Consider the following 18,050-nt stretch of genomic DNA (forward strand, 5'->3'; position numbering starts at 1 on the left):
TCTTCTGCTTGCCGGTGTAGAACGGGTGCGACTGGCTGGAGATATCCACCTTGACCAGCGGGTACTCGTTGCCGTCTTCCCACTTGACGGTTTCCTTGGTGGCGATCGTCGAGCGCGTCAGGAACGCGAAGTCGGACGACAGGTCCTGGAACACCACCGGACGGTAGTTGGGATGGATATCGGGCTTCATGACGGACTCAAAGCGGCGGGTGAAAAGAGCGGCATTGTAGCGGCCGGGTGACGGCGGGGTCAACTTGTCCCGCCCCCCCCCTCGCGCGCCGGCTCGAGGATACTCAACCGGCCCCCAGCGCCCGCCGCACCATCGCGGCAAAGCGTTCCTGATCCAGTTCCAGCACCACGTTGGCATTGGCCGAGCGACCCAGCCGGCCAGCCCAGTCCACCACGGTGGCACCGCGGGTCAAGCGGCCATCGAGCTCGATTGCCACCGCACGCCGCTCGCTGCGCACCACCACCGCCGGATCGATGGCCACCGCCATGGCCAGCGCATCGGCGGCGATGATCCCCCGCCGCCCGCGTTCGCGATTGGTCTGGCGCGCGACCTGGCAGATACTGCCGTAGAAGGCGGCGCGCGCGTCGCCGGCGGCGAGCCAGCCGTCGAACGCATCCTCGTCGAAGGCATGGCGCAGGGTGAGCTCCCAGTCGACCAGATCGAACTCCTCGAAGGCCTCGAATACCACGTGTGCCGCCTCGGGATCGAAGCCGATGTTGAATTCGGCCGGCACCCGGCTGGTATTGCCATGCCCGGTCACCGCGCCTCCCATGATCACCAGTCGCCTGACCCGCTGCGGCAGGGTCGGATCCAGCCGCAGCGCCAGCGCCACGTTGGTGAGCGGCGCGAGTGCCACCAGGGTCAGCTCGCCGGGCCGCTCGCGCGTCAGCCGCAGCAAGGCCAGCGCGGCCGCCTCGTCCGCGGCCGGATGACCCGGCGGCGGGAAGCCGACGTCGCCGAAGCCGTCGCGGCCGTGGACGAACGCCGCGTCCTCCTCGGGCAGGCGCACCAGCGGCGTGGCGCAGCCGGGGAACACCGGGGTGGTCGCGCCGAGCAGCTCGACCAGCACGCGCGCGTTGTGCACCGTGTGCTCCAGGCCGACGTTGCCCGCCGCAATGGAAAGCCCGGCCACGTCGGCATGTGCATGGGCCATCAGGATGGCGAGCGCATCGTCCACGCCGGGGTCGGTGTCGATCAGGAGCTGGGGTCGGGTCATGCGTCGGGCGCCGGTAAAAACGGTTAGCTTACGACCGCCAGGGGTGGAAGAAACAAAAACGCCACTCAGGCGTGAGCGTAGCGTGCGGCGGCGCCGATCCACCGTTCGATCAACTGTTCCGCCTGGCGAGGCCGGTGGCGCAGCATCGCCTCTCCCACCTGTTGCACGGCCGGCAACAGGTGGCCGTCGCGTGCCAGGTCGGCGATGCGGAAGGCGAGCTGGCCGGTCTGGCGCGTGCCCAGCACCTCGCCGGGCCCGCGCAATTCGAGGTCCTTCTCCGCAATACGGAAGCCGTCGCAGGTCTCGCGCATCACGTTGAGACGCTCACGTGCGAGCTGGCCCAGCGGCGGCTGGTAGAGCAGCACGCAGTTGGAGGCGATCGCGCCGCGACCCACGCGGCCGCGCAGCTGGTGCAGCTGGGCCAGGCCCAGCCGCTCACTGTTTTCGATCACCATCAGGCTCGCGTTCGGCACGTCCACGCCCACCTCGATCACGGTGGTCGCGACCAGCACGGCCACCTCGCCGGTCTTGAAGGCATCCATCACCGCCTGCTTTTCCTTCGGCTTCATGCGGCCGTGGATCAGCCCGACCCGACAGTCCGCCAGGGCCGCCGACAGTTCCTCGTGCGCCACCTCGGCCGCCTGCGCGCGCAGCTGTTCGGACTCCTCGATCAGCGTGCACACCCAGTACGCCTGGCGCCCTTCCGCGCAGGCGGCGTGGATGCGCTCGATCACCTCGGCACGACGCGCGCTGGACACGGCCACCGTCTGCACCGGCGTACGCCCGGGCGGCAGCTCGTCGATGGAGGACACGTCCAGGTCCGCGTAGGCGCTCATCGCCAGCGTGCGCGGGATGGGCGTGGCGGTGAGTACCAGCTGATGGGGCACCAGTTCACCTTCCAGCCCCTTGTCGCGCAGCGCCAGGCGCTGCTGCACGCCAAAGCGGTGCTGCTCGTCGACGATGACCAGGCCCAGGCGGGCGAACGCCACGCCCTCCTGCATCAGCGCGTGCGTGCCGATGACGACCGATGCACCCTCGGCGACGCGCGCCAGCGCATGGGCGCGCGCCTTGCCCTGCTGCTTGCCGGCCAGCCATTCCACCGCCACGCCGAGCGGCTCCAGCCAGTGGCGGAAGTTGCGCAGGTGCTGTTCGGCGAGCAGTTCGGTGGGCGCCATCAACGCCACCTGCCAGCCGGCTTCCACGGCGGCCAGCGCGGCCAGCGCCGCGACCGCGGTCTTGCCGCTGCCGACGTCGCCCTGGACCAGGCGCAGCATCGGCTTGGCATGCGCAAGGTCGGTGAGCACGTCCTGCGTGACCCGCTGCTGTGCGCCGGTCAGGCGGAACGGCAGGCCTTCGACGAAGCGGCCGCGCAGGCTGCCGTCGCCGCCAAGCACGGGCGCACGACGGCGACGGACCGCCGCACGCATGCGTTTGAGGCTCAGGTGCTGGGTCAGCAACTCCTCGAACGCCAACCGTTGCTGTGCGGGATGCCGGCCGTTGGCGAGCTCCGCCACTGGCGCGTCCGGTGGCGGGCGGTGCGTGTAGAGCAGCGCCTCGCGCAGCGAGGTCAGGCCGTGCGCCGCACACAGCTGCGGCGGGATCAACTCGAGGGTCGCGTCGGGTGGTAGCAGCGCGAGCGCCTTGTCGATCACCCCGGCAAGTCGCTTCTGCCCCAGGCCCTCGGTGGTCGGATAGACCGGGCTCAGCCGCTCGTCGACCGCCACCGCTTCGCCCTCGCCCACCCGCTGGTATTGGGGGTGCACCATCTCCAGGCCCTGGGCGCCATGGCGGACCTCGCCATAGCACAGCAGCTTCTGGCCAGGCCGGAGTTGCTCGGCCTGCGCCCGGTGGAAGTGGAAGAAACGCAACAGCAGGGTCTGCCGTGACTCGTCGCCGATCGCCACCTTCAGCTGCGGCCGGTAACGGAAGCCCCGCTCGACCGCCTCCACCGTGCCCAGCACCTGCGCCCGCTCGCCGGCATGCAGGTCGGCGATGGTGGTGACCCGGGTCTTGTCCTCGTAGCGCAGCGGCAGGTGGAACCACAGGTCCTGCACCCGCTCCAGCCCGAGCCTGGCGAGCGTGGCAGCCAGTGCAGGGCCCACGCCCGGCAGCGTGCCGACCGGCGACAGGCCGGGATCGGCGACGGGCGGCGTGGCGACACTGGCGCTGCGGGCGGGCATGAACGGGTAGCCTAGCCTAGCGCCCCGCCGGGTTGCAGCAGGGCGCTGTGGGTCGACACCGCGCCCGGCGGTCAGGCCACGACGCGGCGGGCCGGCTGGATCAGTCCAGCACCATGATCGCGTCCACCTCCACCTGCGCCCCCTTGGGCAGCGCCGAAACCTCGATGGTGGAGCGCGCCGGGTACGGCTGCTGGAAGTACTCCGCCATCACCGTGTTGACCGCCGCGAAGTTGGCCAGATCGGTGACGTAGATGCCCACCCGCGCGAACTGCGACAGCGAACCGCCGGCCGCCTTGGCCACCTCGGCCAGGTTGTCGAACACGCGCCGGGTCTGTGCGCTGATGTCACCCTCGACCAGGTTGCCGGTAGCCGGGTCCAGCGGGATCTGGCCGGAGAAGTACACGGTGCCGCCGGCGCGCACGGCCTGCGAGTAGGGGCCGATGGCGGCGGGGGCCTGACCGGTGGACACGATGCTGCGGGACATGGGCGGACCTCGGTGGGGAAAAGGCGAAGTCTAGAGGGACGCGCCCGCCTCGGCACGAAGGCAGCCGGCAACCGGCGCACGCACTACAGGGGATAGCGGTAAGCGCCGCTCACCACGCCGGTGCGCCGCACGCGGCGGATCACGTCCGCCAGGTGCTTGCGGTTCTTCACTTCCATCGCGAACAGCAGGGTCGCGGCGGCCGCGTCGCGTTCCACGTACTCGACGTTCTCGATATTGGAGTCCGCCGCGGCAATGGCGGCCGCGACGGTGGCCAGTACGCCCGGACGGTTGATGACCTCGATGCGCAACTCCGCGCGGTAGTCGCCCTGCACGTCGCGGTCCCACTCGATGCCCACGCAGCGTGCGGGGGATTTGCGGAATTCGGCCACGTTCGGGCATTCCACGCGATGCACCACGATGCCCTTGCCGGAGGACAGGTAGCCGATGATCTCGTCGCCCGGCAGCGGATGGCAGCAATTGCCGAAGCTCAGCACGCCACGCTCTGCGCCGGTGATGCGGATGTTCTCGTGAGTGTGCGGTGCTTCGGCGGGCCGCCCCCCGCCACGCAGCGCGACCAGGTGGTGCGCGACCTGGTCCGGCATGCGGTTGCCCAGCGCGATATCGGCCAGGAGCTCCTCGAGGCGGCGCAGCTTGGCCTCCTCGAGGAAGCGCTCCAGCACCTTGGCCGGGATCGCGTCGATGTTGGTGCCCAAAGCATCCAGCGCGCGGTCGAGCATGCGGTGGCCGAAGTCGACCGCATCCTCGTGCTGCAGATGCTTCAGGTACTGGCGGATCGCGGTGCGCGCCTTGCCGGTGACCACGAACTCCAGCCAAGCCGGATTGGGTACGGCCGAGGGCGCGGTGATGATCTCCACCAGCTGCCCCGACTCCAGCCGCGTGCGCAGCGGCAGCAGCTTCTTGTCCACGCGCGCGGCCACCGCATGGTCGCCCACGTCGGTGTGCACGGCGTAGGCGAAGTCCAGCGCCGTGGCGTTGCGCGGCAGCGCCAGGATGTCGCCGCGCGGGGTGAACAGGTAGACCTCGTCCGGGAACAGGTCGATCTTGACGTTCTCGATGAATTCGGCCGACGAGGGCGTATGCGCCTGGCTGTCCGCGAGCGCGGAGAGCCATTCGCGGGCGCGCGCCTGCGCACTGTTGGCCGGGCCGGAATCGGTCTTGTAGGCCCAGTGCGCCGCCACGCCGCGCTCGGCCACCGAATCCATTTCCGCGGTGCGGATCTGCACCTCGATGGGCGCGCCGAACGGCCCCAGCAGCACGGTGTGCAGCGACTGGTAGCCGTTGGCCTTGGGGATCGCAATGAAGTCCTTGAAGCGCCGATCCACCGGGCTGTAGAGCGAGTGGACCGCGCCGAGCGCCATGTAGCAGCTCATCGCGGTGTCGACCACCACGCGGAACCCGTACACGTCCATCAGCTGGGCGAAGCTCTTGTGCTCGTTGCGCATCTTCGAATAGATGCTCCACGGCGACTTGATGCGCCCGACCACCTTGGCCGGCAGGTGCTCGGCGGCCAGCCGGGTGGCGAGCGCGTGCTCGATCTTGCTCATCACCTCGCGGCGGTTGCCCAGCGCGGCGCGGATGCGCTCGCTGATGACGCGGTAGCGGTCGGGGTAGAGCGCGCGGAAGCCCAGGTCCTGCAGCTCGGCCTTGAACTTGTTCATGCCCAGCCGTTGGGCGATCGGCGCGTAGATCTCCAGCGTCTCGCGGGCGATGCGCCGGCGCGAGGGCGCGTCCTTGGCGCCGAGCGTGCGCATATTGTGCAGGCGATCAGCGAGCTTGATCAGGATCACACGGATGTCGCGCGCCATCGCCAGCAGCATCTTGCGGAAGCTTTCCGCATCGGCTTCCTGGCGATTGGAGAAGCGCATTTTGTCCAGCTTGGTGACGCCGTCGACCAGGTCGGCCACGGTGTCGCCGAATTCGGCCGTGATCTCCTCCCGGCTCAGTTCGGTGTCTTCCAGCGTGTCGTGCAGGATCGCCGCGATGATGGTTTCGGCGTCCAGGCCCAGTTCGGCGAGGATTCCGGCGACGGCCACCGGGTGGGTGATGTACGGCTCGCCGCTCTTGCGTGCCTGGCCGCGGTGCGCATGCGCGCCCACCTCGTAGGCGCGCAGCACGCGCACCACCTGGGCTTCCGGAAGGTAGGCCACACGCTCCTTGAGCGCCAGCACATAGGGGGGCAGCACGGACGCGTCCACGGGGGCGGAGGGCGTGGTCGCCGTCATGGGTTCACGCTCCCCGTTCAGACGGCGCTTCCGTGCAGGTGGCTGCCAGCCAGGCTAGAGGGCATGGCAACGATGCCGGCGGGGCCGGCAAGGCGACTGCGCAGTCGGCAGCCGCCGGCGCGCATCAGTCGTCGCCGCCCTTGGACAGGTCGTCGTCGACCTCGGCCGCGGCCCACTCCAGGGCCTCGCGTTCGGCGCGCTCGCGCTCGGCGCGGTCGATCTCGTCGATGGTGGCCTGGTCGATGCGACGGTCGGCGATCTCGCGCAGGGCGAGCACCGTCGGCTTGTCGTTGTCCGGGTGGACCGCCGGCTCGGCGCCCTTTTCCAGCTGGCGGGCGCGCTTGGTCGCCATCAGCACCAGCTCGAAGCGGTTGTCGACCACCTCGAGGCAATCTTCCACGGTAATGCGGGCCATGCGAAATCCTCAGGCACAAAGGCAACTTAGAGAAGGGCGAGTGTAGCGGAGGGCTGGCTTGGCTGGCAATGCGGCATGCGCGTATCATGCGCGGTTCGATCGCCGGCAAGCCGGTCCGATCCGCCTGACTGCAAAAATATAGAACCAGGCGGTACACTTTTGCGGTACCCGTAGCGGATCCCATCGATGTTTTCCCTGCCCCGTCTCTCGCCCAGCCGTCTGCTTCCGCTGGCTGCCCTGGCCCTGCTGGCCGGCTGCACCATCGCCAAGCCTCGCACCGACGATCCGCTGGAGAAGTTCAACCGCAAGGTCTACGCATTCAACGACGCCGTGGACAAGGCGGTGATCCGTCCGGTGGCGGTGGGCTACCGCAAGGTCACCAATCCCCCGGTGCGCCGCTCGGTCAGCGACTTCTTCACCAACATCCGCATGCCGATCACGGTGGCCAACGACCTGCTGCAGGCACGCCCCAAGCAGGCGCTGCAGAGCACCGGACGCTTCCTGGTCAATCTCACGCTCGGCCTGGGCGGCTTCTTCGATCCGGCCAGCCAGCTGGGCATCCCGCTGGAGGACAACGACTTCGGCGTGACGCTGGCGCGCTGGGGTGTCCCCGATGGCGACTACCTGGTGCTGCCGCTGATCGGCCCGACCACCGTGCGTGACGTCTGGCGCATGCCGGTGGACAGCTATTTCTTCGACCCGTTGTCGATCTACGCACGCAACCACGACTACAAGTACGGCCAGCAGTTCCTGCCGCAGATGATGTACCTGGTGACGTTGCGCTCGCGCGGCATCGATGCGGAAAGCTTCCTGGAATCGGCGTACGACCCGTATGTGTTCATGCGTGACGCCTACCGCCAGCGTCGCCTATACCAGATCTACGACGGCAATCCGCCGGCCGAGGTGATCCAGCAGATGCAGGGCCTCAACGACGACAACTTCGATCCGGAGCAGCTGCTGGACGAGCAACACCAGTGGGAAAACAAGCATCCGGAAGACGAGCATAAGCACCCGTAGGCAAGCCCGAAGACGGGACTAGCCATCGACGAAAAAGGGGCCCGACCGGGCCCCTTTTCTTTTCTGTCACGCGGACAGGCTCAACCGACCAGCGCGTCGACCTCGCAGACCCTTGCTAGCGCCCGCATGCCGGCCGGCATGTGCTCCACGACCAGCGCACGGCCCAGCCGCCGTGCCTCGGCCTGCACGGCCAGCACGCAGGCCAGGCCCGCGCTGTCGCTGCGCTCGACGCCGGCCAGGTCCAGCCGTGTCACCGACCCGGCAACCAGCGCGGCGGCGATGGCTTCCAGGGCCGCGGCCGCGGTGTCGAAGCTCAGCACGCCGCGGACGCCCAGCCTGCCCGGCGTCTCTTCATCGAGCTGGAAGGTGGCTGTGCTCACGGGGCCTTGCTGGCCTTGTCCATCGATTCCAGCGCCTTCTCGCCCTGGTTCTCCAAGTTGGCGATGAGCTTCTCGATGCCGACCTTGCGGATCTCCGCGTCCACCTGGTTACGGTAGTTGGTGACGTAGGAGATGCCTTCGATGATCACGTCGTAGGCCTTCCAGTCGCCGTCCTTGCTCTTGCGGAAGGCGTAGTCGACCGAGAGCTTCTTGCCGTCGTCCAGCACCACCTGGGTGCGCACCACGGTGCGCTTGTCGTTCAGGTCGCCGCTGAACGGCAGCACCTGCACCGCGCCCTTGGTGTAGTTGAGCAGGCCTTCGGCGTAGCGGTGGGTGATCGAGTTGTAGAACGCCTTTGCGAAGCGCTCGCGCTGCTCCGGCGTGGCCTCGCGGGCGTGGCGGCCGAGCACCAGGATCGAGGCGTAGTCGATGTCGAAGTGCGGCAGGAAGACATCGTCGATCACCGAGATCAACTTTTCCTTGTCGTTCTTCAGCTCGTCGCGATGACCGGCGATGGTGGTGTCCAGCTGGTGGGCGATCTCCTGCACCACCTGCTCGGGGTTCTGCCGGGAAGCGGGCGCCTGGGCGGCCGCGTCCTGGGCGAGCACGGGCGAGGCGGCCACAGTGCCGAACGCGATGGCCATGGCGAAAGCCAGAGTGCGCAACATGGGGAAACTCCTTGTGGGATACCGGCTCATTGCTTGCCGGCGGGGGCGTCTTTCTTCTCGGCGGGCGAGCCGTTGACCAGGAACTTGCCGATCAGGTCTTCCAGTTGCATGGCCGACTGGGTCAGCACCATTTCGTCGCCGTTCTTGAGGAACTCCGGCGAGCCGCCGGGCTGGATCGCAACGTACTGGGTGCCGATCAAACCGCTGGTGAACACCGCGGCGGCCGAATCGTCAGGAATCTGGTCGTATTTCTTGTCGATCGACAGCTCCACTTCGGCGTCCAGCTTGACCGGATCGGCGTGCACGGCGGCGACGCTGCCGATCGCCACGCCAGCCATCTTCACCGGGGCACCCACCGTGAGCGCGCCGACGTTGCCGAAGCGTGCCTTGACCGTGTAGCTGCCACCCAGGTTGTCGGCCACGCCGCCGGCGCCGAAGAACTTGCCGAGCATCTCTTCCAGCTGCTGCGCCGGCTTGGTGCGCGCCAGCGTGCCCCCGTCGGCGAGATCCCTCTTGGAACTGCCGTACTGGATGCCCACGTACTGGTCGCCGAGCAGGCCGCTGGTGAAGATCGTGGCGACCGAGTCGTCCGGGATGTGGCTGTAGGCCTGGTCGATCGAAAGCTTCACGTCGGCCGCCTCCTGCTTCGGGTCGAGCACGATCGAACTGACCTGGCCCACGCGAACGCCGGCGATCTTCACCGGCGCGCGCTCCTTGAGCTGGCCGATGTTGGCGAAATGCGCCTCGACCGTGTAGCTGGCGCCCTGGTGGGTGTTGGCGACCGAGGTGGTCTGCGTCGCCAGGTACGCCAGTGCGGCGAAGCCGAGCACGATGAACAGGCCGGTGCCCACGGCGTAGGAGTTTCTCTGGCTCACGGCTCAGTCCTCGAGGAATTCACTTAAGACGGTCACATCAGGAACGCGGTCAGCACGAAATCCAGCGCGAGGATCGCGATGGACGAGGCGACCACGGTGCGGGTGGTGGCGTAGGCCACGCCTTCGCTGGTCGGCGGGGTGGTGTAGCCCTGGTAGACGGCGATCAGCGAGACCACCGCGCCAAACACCAGGCTCTTCACCAGGATGCCGTTGACCACGTCCTTCCAGACATCGACGGTGGCGGTCATGTTGGACCAGAACGTGCCGTTGTCGATCCCCAGCCAGGTCACCCCGACCAGGTGCCCGCCGTAGATGCCGAGCGCGCAGAACACCGCGCAAAGCAGCGGCATGGCGATCAGGCCGGCGAGATAGCGCGGCACAGCCACGTAGGCGATCGGGTCGACCGCCATCATCTCCATCGCGGCGAGCTGATCGGTCGCGCGCATGAGACCGATCTCGGCGGTGATGGACGTGCCGGCGCGGCCGGCGAACAGCAGCGCGGTCACGACCGGACCGAGTTCGCGGTAGATGGCGATCGCCACCACCGTGCCGCTGGCCGCGGTACCGCCGAAGATCGAGAGCACGTAGTACAGCTGCAGCCCCAGCACCATGCCCACGAACAGGCCGCAGACGGTGATGATGGTCAGGCTCATCGCGCCGACGAACCACAGCTGGCGCACCGTCTCGCGCACGTAGCGCAGGCTGCGCGGCACTGCCGCCAGCAGGGTCAGCAGGAACAGTCCGGCCTCGCCGATCTGCGCCAGCGCGTTGGTGATCACGTTGCGTTGCGGCCGTGCGCTCATGCCCGTTCTCCGGCCAGGCCCAGCGCCTGCGCATAGTCGCCAGCCGGATACTGGAACGGCACCGGGCCGTCGATGTCGCCGCCGAAGAACTGCCGCGTCCAAGGTGAACCGTCGTCTGCGATCGTCCTGGGATCGCCCTGGGCCACCACCTTGCCGTTGGCGATGAGATAGACCAGGTCGGCCACCTGCTTGATGGCATCCAGTTCGTGCGCCACCAGCACGCTGGTGATGCCGAGCGTCTCGTTGAGCGTGCGGATCAGCTTGAGCACCTGGCTGAGCGCGATCGGGTCCAGGCCCACGAACGGCTCGTCGTAGAGGATAAGCATCGGATCGAACACGATCGCCCGGGCCAACGCCACCCGCCGCGCCATGCCGCCGGAGAGCTCCGCCGGCATCAAGCCGGCCGCGCCGCGCAGGCCGACCGCCTGCAGCTTGGTCAGCACGATGTTGCGGATCAGTACTTCCGGCAGCCTGGTGTGCTGGCGCAGCGGGAAGGCGATGTTCTCGAAGACGTCGAAGTCGGTCAGAAGCGCCGAATTCTGGAACAGGTAACCGATCTTCTCGCGAAGCGCGAAGAGCTTCTCGCGCGAAAGCTCGGGCACGTTCTGCCCGTCGACCAGCACCTGCCCCGCGTCGCCGCGCATCTGCCCGGTGATGTGCTTGAGCAGCGTCGTCTTGCCGGTGCCGCTGGGGCCCATGATGGCCGTGACCCTGCCGCGCGGGATATCCAGGTCCAGCGCGTCGAAAATGGTCTTGCCGTTGAGCACCGTGGTCAGGCCACGGATGCGCACCAGCGGTTCGGAGGGGGCGGCGGGGGCGGTCATAAGCGGATTAAGGTAGCCGAGCGGTGATGGCAGGCCAAGCGCCCCGCCCTGCTCGCTTTCCCTTCCGGGTGCGGGCCGCGATGGGAGGGCCAGGGTCCGGGGGCGACGGCATGCGGACCCGTTGCCGATGCTCCGCCCGGAAAGGGGCCGTTGGATCAGGCCAGCAGTTCGGCGATCAGGGCCTCATGCCGCTTCCACTGCAACTCGCCCCGGTGCCGTACCGCCCGCACGATTGCCTGCAGGTCGGCCAGCGCCTCGTCGAAACCGTCGTTGACCACGATGTAGTCGAACTCGTGCGCGTGGGCGATTTCCTCGCGGGAGTTGTGCAACCGTCGCTCGATCACCTCCGGCGCATCCGAACCGCGGCCGCGCAAGCGCCGCTCCAGCTCGGCGCGCGAGGGCGGCAGGATGAACACGCTCACGCAATCGGGCTTGGCGCGCCGGATCTGCGCCGCGCCCTGCCAGTCGATCTCCAGCAGCACGTCGCGGCCCTGGTCGAGCAGGCCCTGCACCGTCGCCAGCGAGGTGCCGTAGAAATTGCCGTGCACCTCGGCGTGCTCGAGGAAGGTGCCGGCGGCGATCTGCCGCTCGAACTCCTCGCGCTCGACGAAGTAGTAGTGGCGCCCGTACTCCTCGCCCACCCGCGGCGGTCGCGTGGTGTGCGAAATCGACAGCGAGATGCCCGGCTCGCGCTCCAGCAGCGCGTTGACCAGCGTGGATTTGCCGGCCCCCGAAGGCGCCGCGACGATGAACAGCGTGCCCGGCGTCAGGACGTTCATTCGATGTTCTGCACCTGCTCGCGCATCTGCTCGATCAGCACCTTCAGCTCCACCGCGGCATTGGTGGTACGCGCGTCGACCGACTTGGAGCCGAGCGTGTTGGCCTCGCGGTTGAACTCCTGCATCAGGAAGTCCAGCCGGCGGCCGACCGGTTCCTTCAGCCCGAGCACGCGACGGGTCTCGGCGACATGCGTGGCCAGGCGGTCGAGCTCCTCGTCGACATCACTGCGGGTCACCTGCATGACCAGCTCCTGCTCGAGACGCCCGGGATCGGCGGGCTGCTTGAGGTCGGCCAGTCGGCCTTCCAGGCGCGCGCGCAGGGCGGTCCGGATCTCCGGCATCCATTCGCGCACCTGGCCGACGATGCGCTCGATCGCGTCGAGCTTGTCGCGCAGGATCGCGCCGAGCTGGGCGCCCTCGCGCTCGCGGGTGGCGCTGAGCGCATCGAGCGCGCGATCGAGCACGTCGAACAGGGCGGCCTGCTGGGCATCGGCATCGACTTCCGCCTGGCGCAGCACGCCCGGGAAGCGCAACAGTTCGGTCAGCTGCACCTGCATGCCGGGGAAGCGCCCGGCCAGCTCGCGGTTCAGCGTCGCCAGGCGGCCGAGCGTCACCTCGTCCACTTCCAGCGACTCGCCGCGCGCCTCGCTGCCGCGCAGGCGCACGGTGAGGTCGACCTTGCCGCGCGACAGCCGCGCGGCGACGCGTTCGCGCAGTGCCGACTCGAAGCTGCGCAGCTCTTCGGGCAAGCGCGGGCTCAGCTCCAGATAACGATGGTTGACCGTGCGCAGCTCACAGCTGAGCGTGCCGGCAGGCCCCTGGGTTTCGGCGCTGGCATAGGCCGTCATGCTGCGGATCATGCGTCGAGCCCTTGCGATCGGTGGGAAAGCGTCAATGGTAAACTCTCGCCTCCCGCCTTGCCCAACCAGGCCCCCCGCATGACCATGACCCGCCCGAGCGGCCGCGCCAGCGACCAGCTGCGTCCGGTGACCCTGCAGCGCCGCTACACCCGCCATGCCGAAGGCTCGGTGCTGGTGAGCTTCGGCGACACCCGCGTGCTGTGCACCGCCAGCATCGAGGACCGCGTGCCACCCTGGCTGCGAGGCAAGGGCGAGGGCTGGGTCACCGCCGAGTACGGCATGCTGCCGCGCGCCACCGGCACCCGGACCCAGCGCGAGGCCGCGCGCGGCGCGCAGGGCGGGCGCACGCTGGAGATCCAGCGGTTGATCGGCCGTTCGCTGCGCGCCTGCGTCAATCGCCAGGCGCTCGGTGAACGCGTGATCACGCTCGACTGTGACGTGATCCAGGCCGACGGTGGTACCCGCACGGCGGCGATCACCGGCGCGTACGTGGCGCTGGTCGACGCGGTGCAGTTCCTGATGAAGCGCGAGAATCTCAAGCGCAACCCGATCATCGGCGCGGTGGCGGCGGTTTCGGTCGGCGTCTATCAGGGCGTGCCCGTGCTGGACCTGGACTATGCCGAGGATTCGGCCTGCGATACCGACATGAACGTGGTGATGAACGACGGCGGCGGCTTCATCGAGGTGCAGGGCACCGCCGAAGGCCACGCCTTCCGCCGCGACGAGATGGACGCCATGCTGGCGCTGGCCGAGAAGGGCATCGCCGAGCTGGTCCTCGCCCAGCGCGCCGCGCTGGCGGAGGGCTGACCGATGCGACGCCTGGTGCTGGCCAGTGGCAACCGCGGCAAGCTCGCCGAATTCGAGGACCTGCTCGCCGACAGCGGCTTCGAGGTGGTCACCCAGGCCAGCCTGGGCGTACTCGACATCGAGGAGACCGGCACCACCTTCGTCGAGAACGCGCTGCTGAAGGCACGCCACGCGGCGCGCATCACCCGCCTGCCGGCGCTGGCCGATGACTCGGGCCTGTGCGTGGAACACCTGGATGGCGCCCCCGGCCTCTATTCGGCCCGCTACGCCGGCAACCATGGCGACGCCGCGGCCAACCGCGCCAAACTGCTACACGCGCTCGAGGGCGTGCCGGCCGAACGGCGTGGCGCCTTCTTCATCTGCGTGCTGGTGCTGCTGCGCCACGCCGACGATCCGGCCCCGCTGATCGCCGAAGGCCGCTGGCACGGCCGCGTGCTGGAGGCCGGGCGAGGCGATCGGGGCTTCGGCTACGACCCGCTGTTCCTGCCCGAAGGGCAGTCGCTGTCGGCCGCCGAACTCGATCCCGCACTCAAGAACCGGATCAGTCACCGCGGCCAGGCGCTGGCCCGCCTGCACGCCCAGCTGGGCGCCGGCCACTAGCCATGCCCCTCCTCGCGCCGCCGTTGGCGCTCTACGTGCACATGCCCTGGTGCGTGAAGAAGTGCCCGTACTGCGACTTCAACTCGCACGGCGTGCGCGGCGAGCCGCCACCCTACGAGGCTTACATCGACACCCTGCTGGCGGACCTGGACGCCGACCTGGCCGACTTTGGCGCGGCCATCGAGGGCCGGCCGATCGTCAGCGTGTTCTTCGGCGGCGGCACGCCGAGCCTGTTCGCGCCCGGGCACATCGCCCGCTTTCTCGACGCGGCCCGCGCCCGGCTGCCGTTCGTGGAGGGCTGCGAGGTCACCCTGGAAACCAATCCGGGCACGGTCGAACACGGCCGCTTCGACGGCTATCTGGCCGCTGGCGTCAACCGGCTTTCCTTCGGCATCCAGAGTTTCGACGATGACAAGCTCGCGCGGCTGGGCCGCATCCACTCGGCCGCCGAGGCCGAGGCGGCGGTGAAGTCAGCGCAGGACGCCGGCTACGCCAACCTCAACCTGGACCTGATGTACGCGCTGCCGCAGCAGTCGCTGGAAGGTGCGCTGGCCGACGTGGATCGCGCGATCGCGCTCGCCCCCACCCACGTCTCGCACTACCAGCTCACGCTCGAACCCAACACCGCTTTCGCGGCCAGCCCGCCACCGCTGCCCGACGACGACGCGGCCTGGGCCATGCAGGAGGCCTGCGAGGGCCGCCTCGCCGAGGCCGGGTATGGCCAGTACGAGATTTCCGCCTACGCCCGGCCAGGCCGGCGCTGCCAGCACAACCTCAACTACTGGGCGTTCGGTGACTACCTGGGAATCGGTGCCGGTGCCCACGGCAAGCTCACCGAGGTGGCCACCGGCCTCGTGCACCGGCGCTGGAAAAGCCGCCATCCGCGCACCTACCTCGGGGCCGCCGGCGGCCCCGAGCGCATCGGCGGCGGCGGCCCGGTCGAACCGGCCGAGCTGCCGTTCGAATACATGCTCAACGCCCTGCGCCTCCATCACGGGGTGCCGCTGGAGGCGTTCGCGCAGCGCACCGGGCTGTCGCTGGAGAGCATCGCTCCGGTCCTCGCCCGGGCCCGCGCCCGCGGCTGGCTGCAGGACGCACCCGGCCGGCTGCAGCCGACCCTGCTTGGCCAGCGTTTCCTCAACGATCTGATCGGGTTGTTTCTGGACTGATCCGACGCGTTCGGAACGCGAAAACCCGGCCTATGGCAGACCGGATGCGAGGCACATACACTAGCAAGCGTCAAAAATCCGAGAACTGCGTCATGGATGTCGAGCAAAGGCAGCACCCCGCGGCCCTGCCCGGATTGGACGATCGGGCCACCCTGCAGCACCTGCCGGTGCGTGTCCAGCAACTGGTGGCCGACCTGCGCGGGCTGTGCCATGTGCGCCTGGAACCCGCGCTGGCCGCCGCCCTGGACGCACTCGACGACAGCCTCTACCAGCAGGCAGAGCGCTCGCGCAGTCATCTCGAGCAGCAGCGCTGCTTCGACAGCCGCGCCATGCTCCGCTGCCACCGGGCGGCATTCCTGCGGCAGGTAGCCGGGCAGGTCGCCCGCGGCTTCGCCCGGCTCGGCGCCATCGAGGAGGACGCCGATGCGCCCGCGGTAGTGGCTTCGCTGAGCCTGCTCGGTCGCGAGGAGCACGAGCTCAACGCCGTGCTGGAACAGCTGACTTCCCGTGGCGAGGCCCACACCGGCCCCGTGCTGGCCGAGCTTTCCTACCGCATGGCCGTGCTGGTCGGTGCGCCGCCACTGGAAGGCGAGGCGTTGCCGGCCTCGCCGCCGAACCTGTCCGCCGCCGTGCGCCACGCCATGCCGGCGCTGGACCTGCCGCCGGATCACCAGGTGATGCTGGTGCAGGCGCTGGAACGGAAGCTGGCCCCGGTGCTGCCGCACCTGTACGAAGCGGCCAACGCGCACCTTCTGGCGAAAGGCATCCTGCCGCACCTGCGCGCCTTCGCCGGCGCGCGGCCGGCCAACGCGCCCCCGGCGCCCCCCTCGATGAAAGTGCCCTCGCCCGCGGCCGACCCGGCCAGGCCGGTCGCCACCAGCCACGAACCGATCGCCGTGCTGGAGAACCTGCGCGACATGCTGGCCCGCCAGCGCGCCGGCGAGGCGCGCATCGCCACGGGACCGGCGGCCAGTCCGGCCGAGCTCGAGGTGGCGCTGGGCGCGCTACAGCGCCACCTGGTGCAGGTCACCGACCGCGCCAGCCGCGAGCTGCGCAGCGCGCAGCGCCTGCGCGAGGAACTGCTGGCCCACCTCAACGCCGGCAAACCGGCGGGCGCCGTCCGCACCGGCCTGAGTCCGGAGCAGGACGACACGGTGGAGCTGGTGGCCCGGCTGTTCGAGCAACTGGGCCAGCAGCTTCACCAGGGTCCGGGGGCCGCTGCGCTGCTGGGCGACCTGCAGGTACCGATCCTGCGCGTGGCGATGAGCGATCGCGGCTTCTTCGACCAGGCCGAGCATCCCGCCCGCCACCTGCTCGGCACCCTGGCCGAGGCCAGCAATGACTGGGGCGACGGTAAGGATATCGACCCGGATCTGGCCGCCCAGCTCAGCCGGCTGGTCGCCCGCGCACAGCGCGAGCCCCCCAGCGCCGGCCTGTACACCAGCCTGCTGGCGGACATCCGCCACCACCTGGCCCAGCTCAGCCGCAAGGCGCAGGTCACCGAGCGGCGCCAGGTCGAGGCGATGCAGGGCCGCGAGCGGCTGCACCAGGCGCGCGAACGCGCCGCCGCCGTGCTCGCGGCGCGCTTTGCCGACACCACGCCGCGCGGCCTGTTGCGCGCCCTGCTCGATCGCGCCTGGTCGGACGTGCTGGCGTTGGCACTGCTGCGCCACGGGGAGGACAGCGAGGCGTTTGCCGAGCGGCTGCGCCTGACCGACCAGCTGCTCGGCCGCCTGCCCGTGGACGACCCGCTGCGCCTGCGCCTGGCGGTGGAGGACCACCTGCAACAGATCGGCATGCAGGCCGAGGAGGCCGAGCAGGTGGCGCAGCGCCTGATCGTCGGCGACGAGGCGCCGGTCAGGCCCGAACCCGCGGCCGTACCGCTTCATGCCGTCGCCGACATGCCCTCCCTGGCCGCCTATGCGCAGGCCGCCGAGCCACCGAGCGCGACCGACCTGGCGTTGCGCCTGAAACAGCGCCAGCGGCTGGGCGAGCAACGCGGACAGGAGCCCCGCCCGGCCATCCCGCAGCCTCCGGAGCCACCGCTCGGGCCGCAGGAGGCGCGTATCCACAATCGCCTGCGGCAGCTCCCCTTCGGCAGCTGGTTCGAGTTCATCGACCCGCAGACCGGTGCCACCCAGCGACGCAAGCTGGCCTGGTTCTCGCCACTGTCGGGCAACACGCTGTTCGTCAACCGGCGTGGCCAGCGCGTGGCCGAAATGAACCTGCGCGAACTCGCCACGGCGATCGCCAGCGGCCGGATACGCGAGCAGGCGACCGCGCGCGACGGCCTGTTCGACCGCGCCTGGCGCGCGCTGACCGGCAGCCTGCAGCGCCCGACCGCGCGCGCATGACCGCCCAGGTCATCCCGTTCGAACAGCGCCGCGCCCCGCGCAAGCGCACGGCGGCGGCGCCGGTGGTGACCGATACCATCAGCGCCCGGCCGCTGGGCCACCTGTGCAACCTGTCGGCCAGCGGCGTCCTGCTGATCGCCCCGGAGCGTCCTCGCAGCGAGGCGGTCTTCCAGGCCCGCCTGCCGCTGGCCGACGGACCGCAAGGCGGGGCCTCGATCGAGCTCGGCCTGCAGGAACAGTGGCACCAGGCGGCCAATGCCGGCCAGGTGTGGGTGGGTTACCGCATCATCGCCATCGCCCCGGAGGACGCGCTGACGCTGGTGCATTGGCTGCAACGCGCCTGATCCGGCCACCGTGACGCGCTTG

Annotated in this window: 19 protein-coding genes; 6 read left to right on the top strand and 13 right to left on the bottom strand. The window is 69.5% G+C overall.

What is annotated here, in order from left to right:
* The 6 genes from VFH59_RS15425 to rpoZ all read right to left on the bottom strand — a co-directional run.
* Positions 1-190: type B 50S ribosomal protein L31 (locus tag VFH59_RS15425; RefSeq protein ID WP_325165798.1), on the bottom strand; the 190-nt coding region annotated here is incomplete at its 3' end.
* Positions 191-293: 103 nt separating this feature from the next.
* Entirely contained in the window at positions 294-1,226 is a 933-nt protein-coding gene (locus tag VFH59_RS15430; protein ID WP_325165799.1) for a nucleoside hydrolase, read from the bottom strand.
* Positions 1,227-1,291: 65 nt separating this feature from the next.
* The gene (recG, locus tag VFH59_RS15435; protein ID WP_325165800.1) at positions 1,292-3,406 is read right to left on the bottom strand and encodes an ATP-dependent DNA helicase RecG; all 2,115 of its coding nucleotides are present in this window, start codon (positions 3,404-3,406) and stop codon (positions 1,292-1,294) included.
* A 100-nt stretch (positions 3,407-3,506) separates the two neighbouring features.
* Entirely contained in the window at positions 3,507-3,890 is a 384-nt protein-coding gene (locus VFH59_RS15440; RefSeq protein ID WP_325165801.1) for a RidA family protein, read from the bottom strand.
* A gap of 83 nt (positions 3,891-3,973) precedes the next feature.
* Complete coding sequence (locus tag VFH59_RS15445; RefSeq protein WP_325165802.1) at positions 3,974-6,133, bottom strand: bifunctional (p)ppGpp synthetase/guanosine-3',5'-bis(diphosphate) 3'-pyrophosphohydrolase; 2,160 nt, start codon at positions 6,131-6,133, stop codon at positions 3,974-3,976.
* Positions 6,134-6,257: 124 nt separating this feature from the next.
* Positions 6,258-6,548 carry a DNA-directed RNA polymerase subunit omega gene (gene rpoZ / locus VFH59_RS15450; RefSeq protein WP_231350551.1) on the bottom strand — a complete coding sequence of 97 codons (291 nt, stop codon included), beginning with the start codon at positions 6,546-6,548 and terminating at the stop codon, positions 6,258-6,260.
* A 186-nt stretch (positions 6,549-6,734) separates the two neighbouring features.
* Between rpoZ and VFH59_RS15455 the strand changes: the two genes are divergently transcribed.
* The gene (locus VFH59_RS15455) at positions 6,735-7,565 is read left to right on the top strand and encodes a VacJ family lipoprotein (RefSeq protein ID WP_325165803.1); all 831 of its coding nucleotides are present in this window, start codon (positions 6,735-6,737) and stop codon (positions 7,563-7,565) included.
* 80 nt (positions 7,566-7,645) lie between these two features.
* On the opposite strand, the gene VFH59_RS15460 is transcribed toward VFH59_RS15455, so the two are convergent.
* From VFH59_RS15460 to VFH59_RS15490, 7 genes are all read right to left on the bottom strand, one after another.
* A complete protein-coding gene (locus VFH59_RS15460; RefSeq protein WP_325165804.1) occupies positions 7,646-7,945 on the bottom strand; it encodes an STAS domain-containing protein in 300 nt (99 codons plus the stop codon).
* Positions 7,942-8,613, bottom strand: coding sequence for an ABC transporter substrate-binding protein (locus VFH59_RS15465; RefSeq protein WP_325165805.1), 672 nt, complete (start codon positions 8,611-8,613; stop codon positions 7,942-7,944). The genes VFH59_RS15460 and VFH59_RS15465 overlap by 4 nt, the downstream gene beginning before the upstream one ends.
* 26 nt (positions 8,614-8,639) lie before the next feature.
* Positions 8,640-9,488: an outer membrane lipid asymmetry maintenance protein MlaD gene (gene mlaD / locus VFH59_RS15470; protein ID WP_325165806.1), complete on the bottom strand. Its 849-nt coding sequence runs from the start codon at positions 9,486-9,488 to the stop codon at positions 8,640-8,642.
* A gap of 32 nt (positions 9,489-9,520) precedes the next feature.
* Positions 9,521-10,291: a lipid asymmetry maintenance ABC transporter permease subunit MlaE gene (gene mlaE, locus VFH59_RS15475; RefSeq protein ID WP_325165807.1), complete on the bottom strand. Its 771-nt coding sequence runs from the start codon at positions 10,289-10,291 to the stop codon at positions 9,521-9,523.
* Entirely contained in the window at positions 10,288-11,115 is an 828-nt protein-coding gene (locus VFH59_RS15480) for an ABC transporter ATP-binding protein (protein ID WP_325165808.1), read from the bottom strand. The genes mlaE and VFH59_RS15480 overlap by 4 nt, the downstream gene beginning before the upstream one ends.
* A 155-nt stretch (positions 11,116-11,270) precedes the next feature.
* Positions 11,271-11,894 (bottom strand): guanylate kinase, encoded by a 624-nt coding sequence (gene gmk, locus VFH59_RS15485; RefSeq protein ID WP_325165809.1) that lies wholly within the window; start codon positions 11,892-11,894, stop codon positions 11,271-11,273.
* Positions 11,891-12,754, bottom strand: a complete 864-nt coding sequence (locus tag VFH59_RS15490) for a YicC/YloC family endoribonuclease (RefSeq protein ID WP_325165810.1) — start codon at positions 12,752-12,754, stop codon at positions 11,891-11,893. The genes gmk and VFH59_RS15490 overlap by 4 nt, the downstream gene beginning before the upstream one ends.
* Positions 12,755-12,832: 78 nt before the next feature.
* Between VFH59_RS15490 and rph the strand changes: the two genes are divergently transcribed.
* From rph to VFH59_RS15515, 5 genes are all read left to right on the top strand, one after another.
* Positions 12,833-13,561 (top strand): ribonuclease PH, encoded by a 729-nt coding sequence (gene rph / locus VFH59_RS15495; RefSeq protein WP_325165811.1) that lies wholly within the window; start codon positions 12,833-12,835, stop codon positions 13,559-13,561.
* 3 nt (positions 13,562-13,564) lie between these two features.
* Complete coding sequence (gene rdgB / locus VFH59_RS15500) at positions 13,565-14,161, top strand: RdgB/HAM1 family non-canonical purine NTP pyrophosphatase (RefSeq protein WP_325165812.1); 597 nt, start codon at positions 13,565-13,567, stop codon at positions 14,159-14,161.
* A gap of 2 nt (positions 14,162-14,163) precedes the next feature.
* Positions 14,164-15,330, top strand: coding sequence for a radical SAM family heme chaperone HemW (hemW, locus tag VFH59_RS15505; RefSeq protein ID WP_325165813.1), 1,167 nt, complete (start codon positions 14,164-14,166; stop codon positions 15,328-15,330).
* A gap of 92 nt (positions 15,331-15,422) precedes the next feature.
* Positions 15,423-17,684 carry a DUF1631 family protein gene (locus tag VFH59_RS15510; RefSeq protein WP_325165814.1) on the top strand — a complete coding sequence of 754 codons (2,262 nt, stop codon included), beginning with the start codon at positions 15,423-15,425 and terminating at the stop codon, positions 17,682-17,684.
* Entirely contained in the window at positions 17,681-18,028 is a 348-nt protein-coding gene (locus VFH59_RS15515) for a PilZ domain-containing protein (protein ID WP_325165815.1), read from the top strand. The genes VFH59_RS15510 and VFH59_RS15515 overlap by 4 nt, the downstream gene beginning before the upstream one ends.
* The last annotated feature ends 22 nt before the right edge of the window (positions 18,029-18,050 follow it).

The organism is Frateuria sp. (genome assembly GCF_035695185.1).
Classification (GTDB): Bacteria; Pseudomonadota; Gammaproteobacteria; order Xanthomonadales; family Rhodanobacteraceae; genus Frateuria_A.

Bases quoted from the DNA above. Each gene is read 5' to 3' on its own strand.
- VFH59_RS15430 (WP_325165799.1), bottom strand. From the start codon at position 1,226: ATGACCCGACCCCAGCTCCTGATCGACACCGACCCCGGCGTGGACGAT.
- recG (WP_325165800.1), bottom strand. From the start codon at position 3,406: ATGCCCGCCCGCAGCGCCAGTGTCGCCACGCCGCCCGTCGCCGATCCC.
- VFH59_RS15440 (WP_325165801.1), bottom strand. From the start codon at position 3,890: ATGTCCCGCAGCATCGTGTCCACCGGTCAGGCCCCCGCCGCCATCGGC.
- VFH59_RS15445 (WP_325165802.1), bottom strand. From the start codon at position 6,133: ATGACGGCGACCACGCCCTCCGCCCCCGTGGACGCGTCCGTGCTGCCC.
- rpoZ (WP_231350551.1), bottom strand. From the start codon at position 6,548: ATGGCCCGCATTACCGTGGAAGATTGCCTCGAGGTGGTCGACAACCGC.
- VFH59_RS15455 (WP_325165803.1), top strand. From the start codon at position 6,735: ATGTTTTCCCTGCCCCGTCTCTCGCCCAGCCGTCTGCTTCCGCTGGCT.
- VFH59_RS15465 (WP_325165805.1), bottom strand. From the start codon at position 8,613: ATGTTGCGCACTCTGGCTTTCGCCATGGCCATCGCGTTCGGCACTGTG.
- mlaE (WP_325165807.1), bottom strand. From the start codon at position 10,291: ATGAGCGCACGGCCGCAACGCAACGTGATCACCAACGCGCTGGCGCAG.
- VFH59_RS15480 (WP_325165808.1), bottom strand. From the start codon at position 11,115: ATGACCGCCCCCGCCGCCCCCTCCGAACCGCTGGTGCGCATCCGTGGC.
- gmk (WP_325165809.1), bottom strand. From the start codon at position 11,894: ATGAACGTCCTGACGCCGGGCACGCTGTTCATCGTCGCGGCGCCTTCG.
- VFH59_RS15490 (WP_325165810.1), bottom strand. From the start codon at position 12,754: ATGATCCGCAGCATGACGGCCTATGCCAGCGCCGAAACCCAGGGGCCT.
- rph (WP_325165811.1), top strand. From the start codon at position 12,833: ATGACCATGACCCGCCCGAGCGGCCGCGCCAGCGACCAGCTGCGTCCG.
- rdgB (WP_325165812.1), top strand. From the start codon at position 13,565: ATGCGACGCCTGGTGCTGGCCAGTGGCAACCGCGGCAAGCTCGCCGAA.
- hemW (WP_325165813.1), top strand. From the start codon at position 14,164: ATGCCCCTCCTCGCGCCGCCGTTGGCGCTCTACGTGCACATGCCCTGG.
- VFH59_RS15510 (WP_325165814.1), top strand. From the start codon at position 15,423: ATGGATGTCGAGCAAAGGCAGCACCCCGCGGCCCTGCCCGGATTGGAC.
- VFH59_RS15515 (WP_325165815.1), top strand. From the start codon at position 17,681: ATGACCGCCCAGGTCATCCCGTTCGAACAGCGCCGCGCCCCGCGCAAG.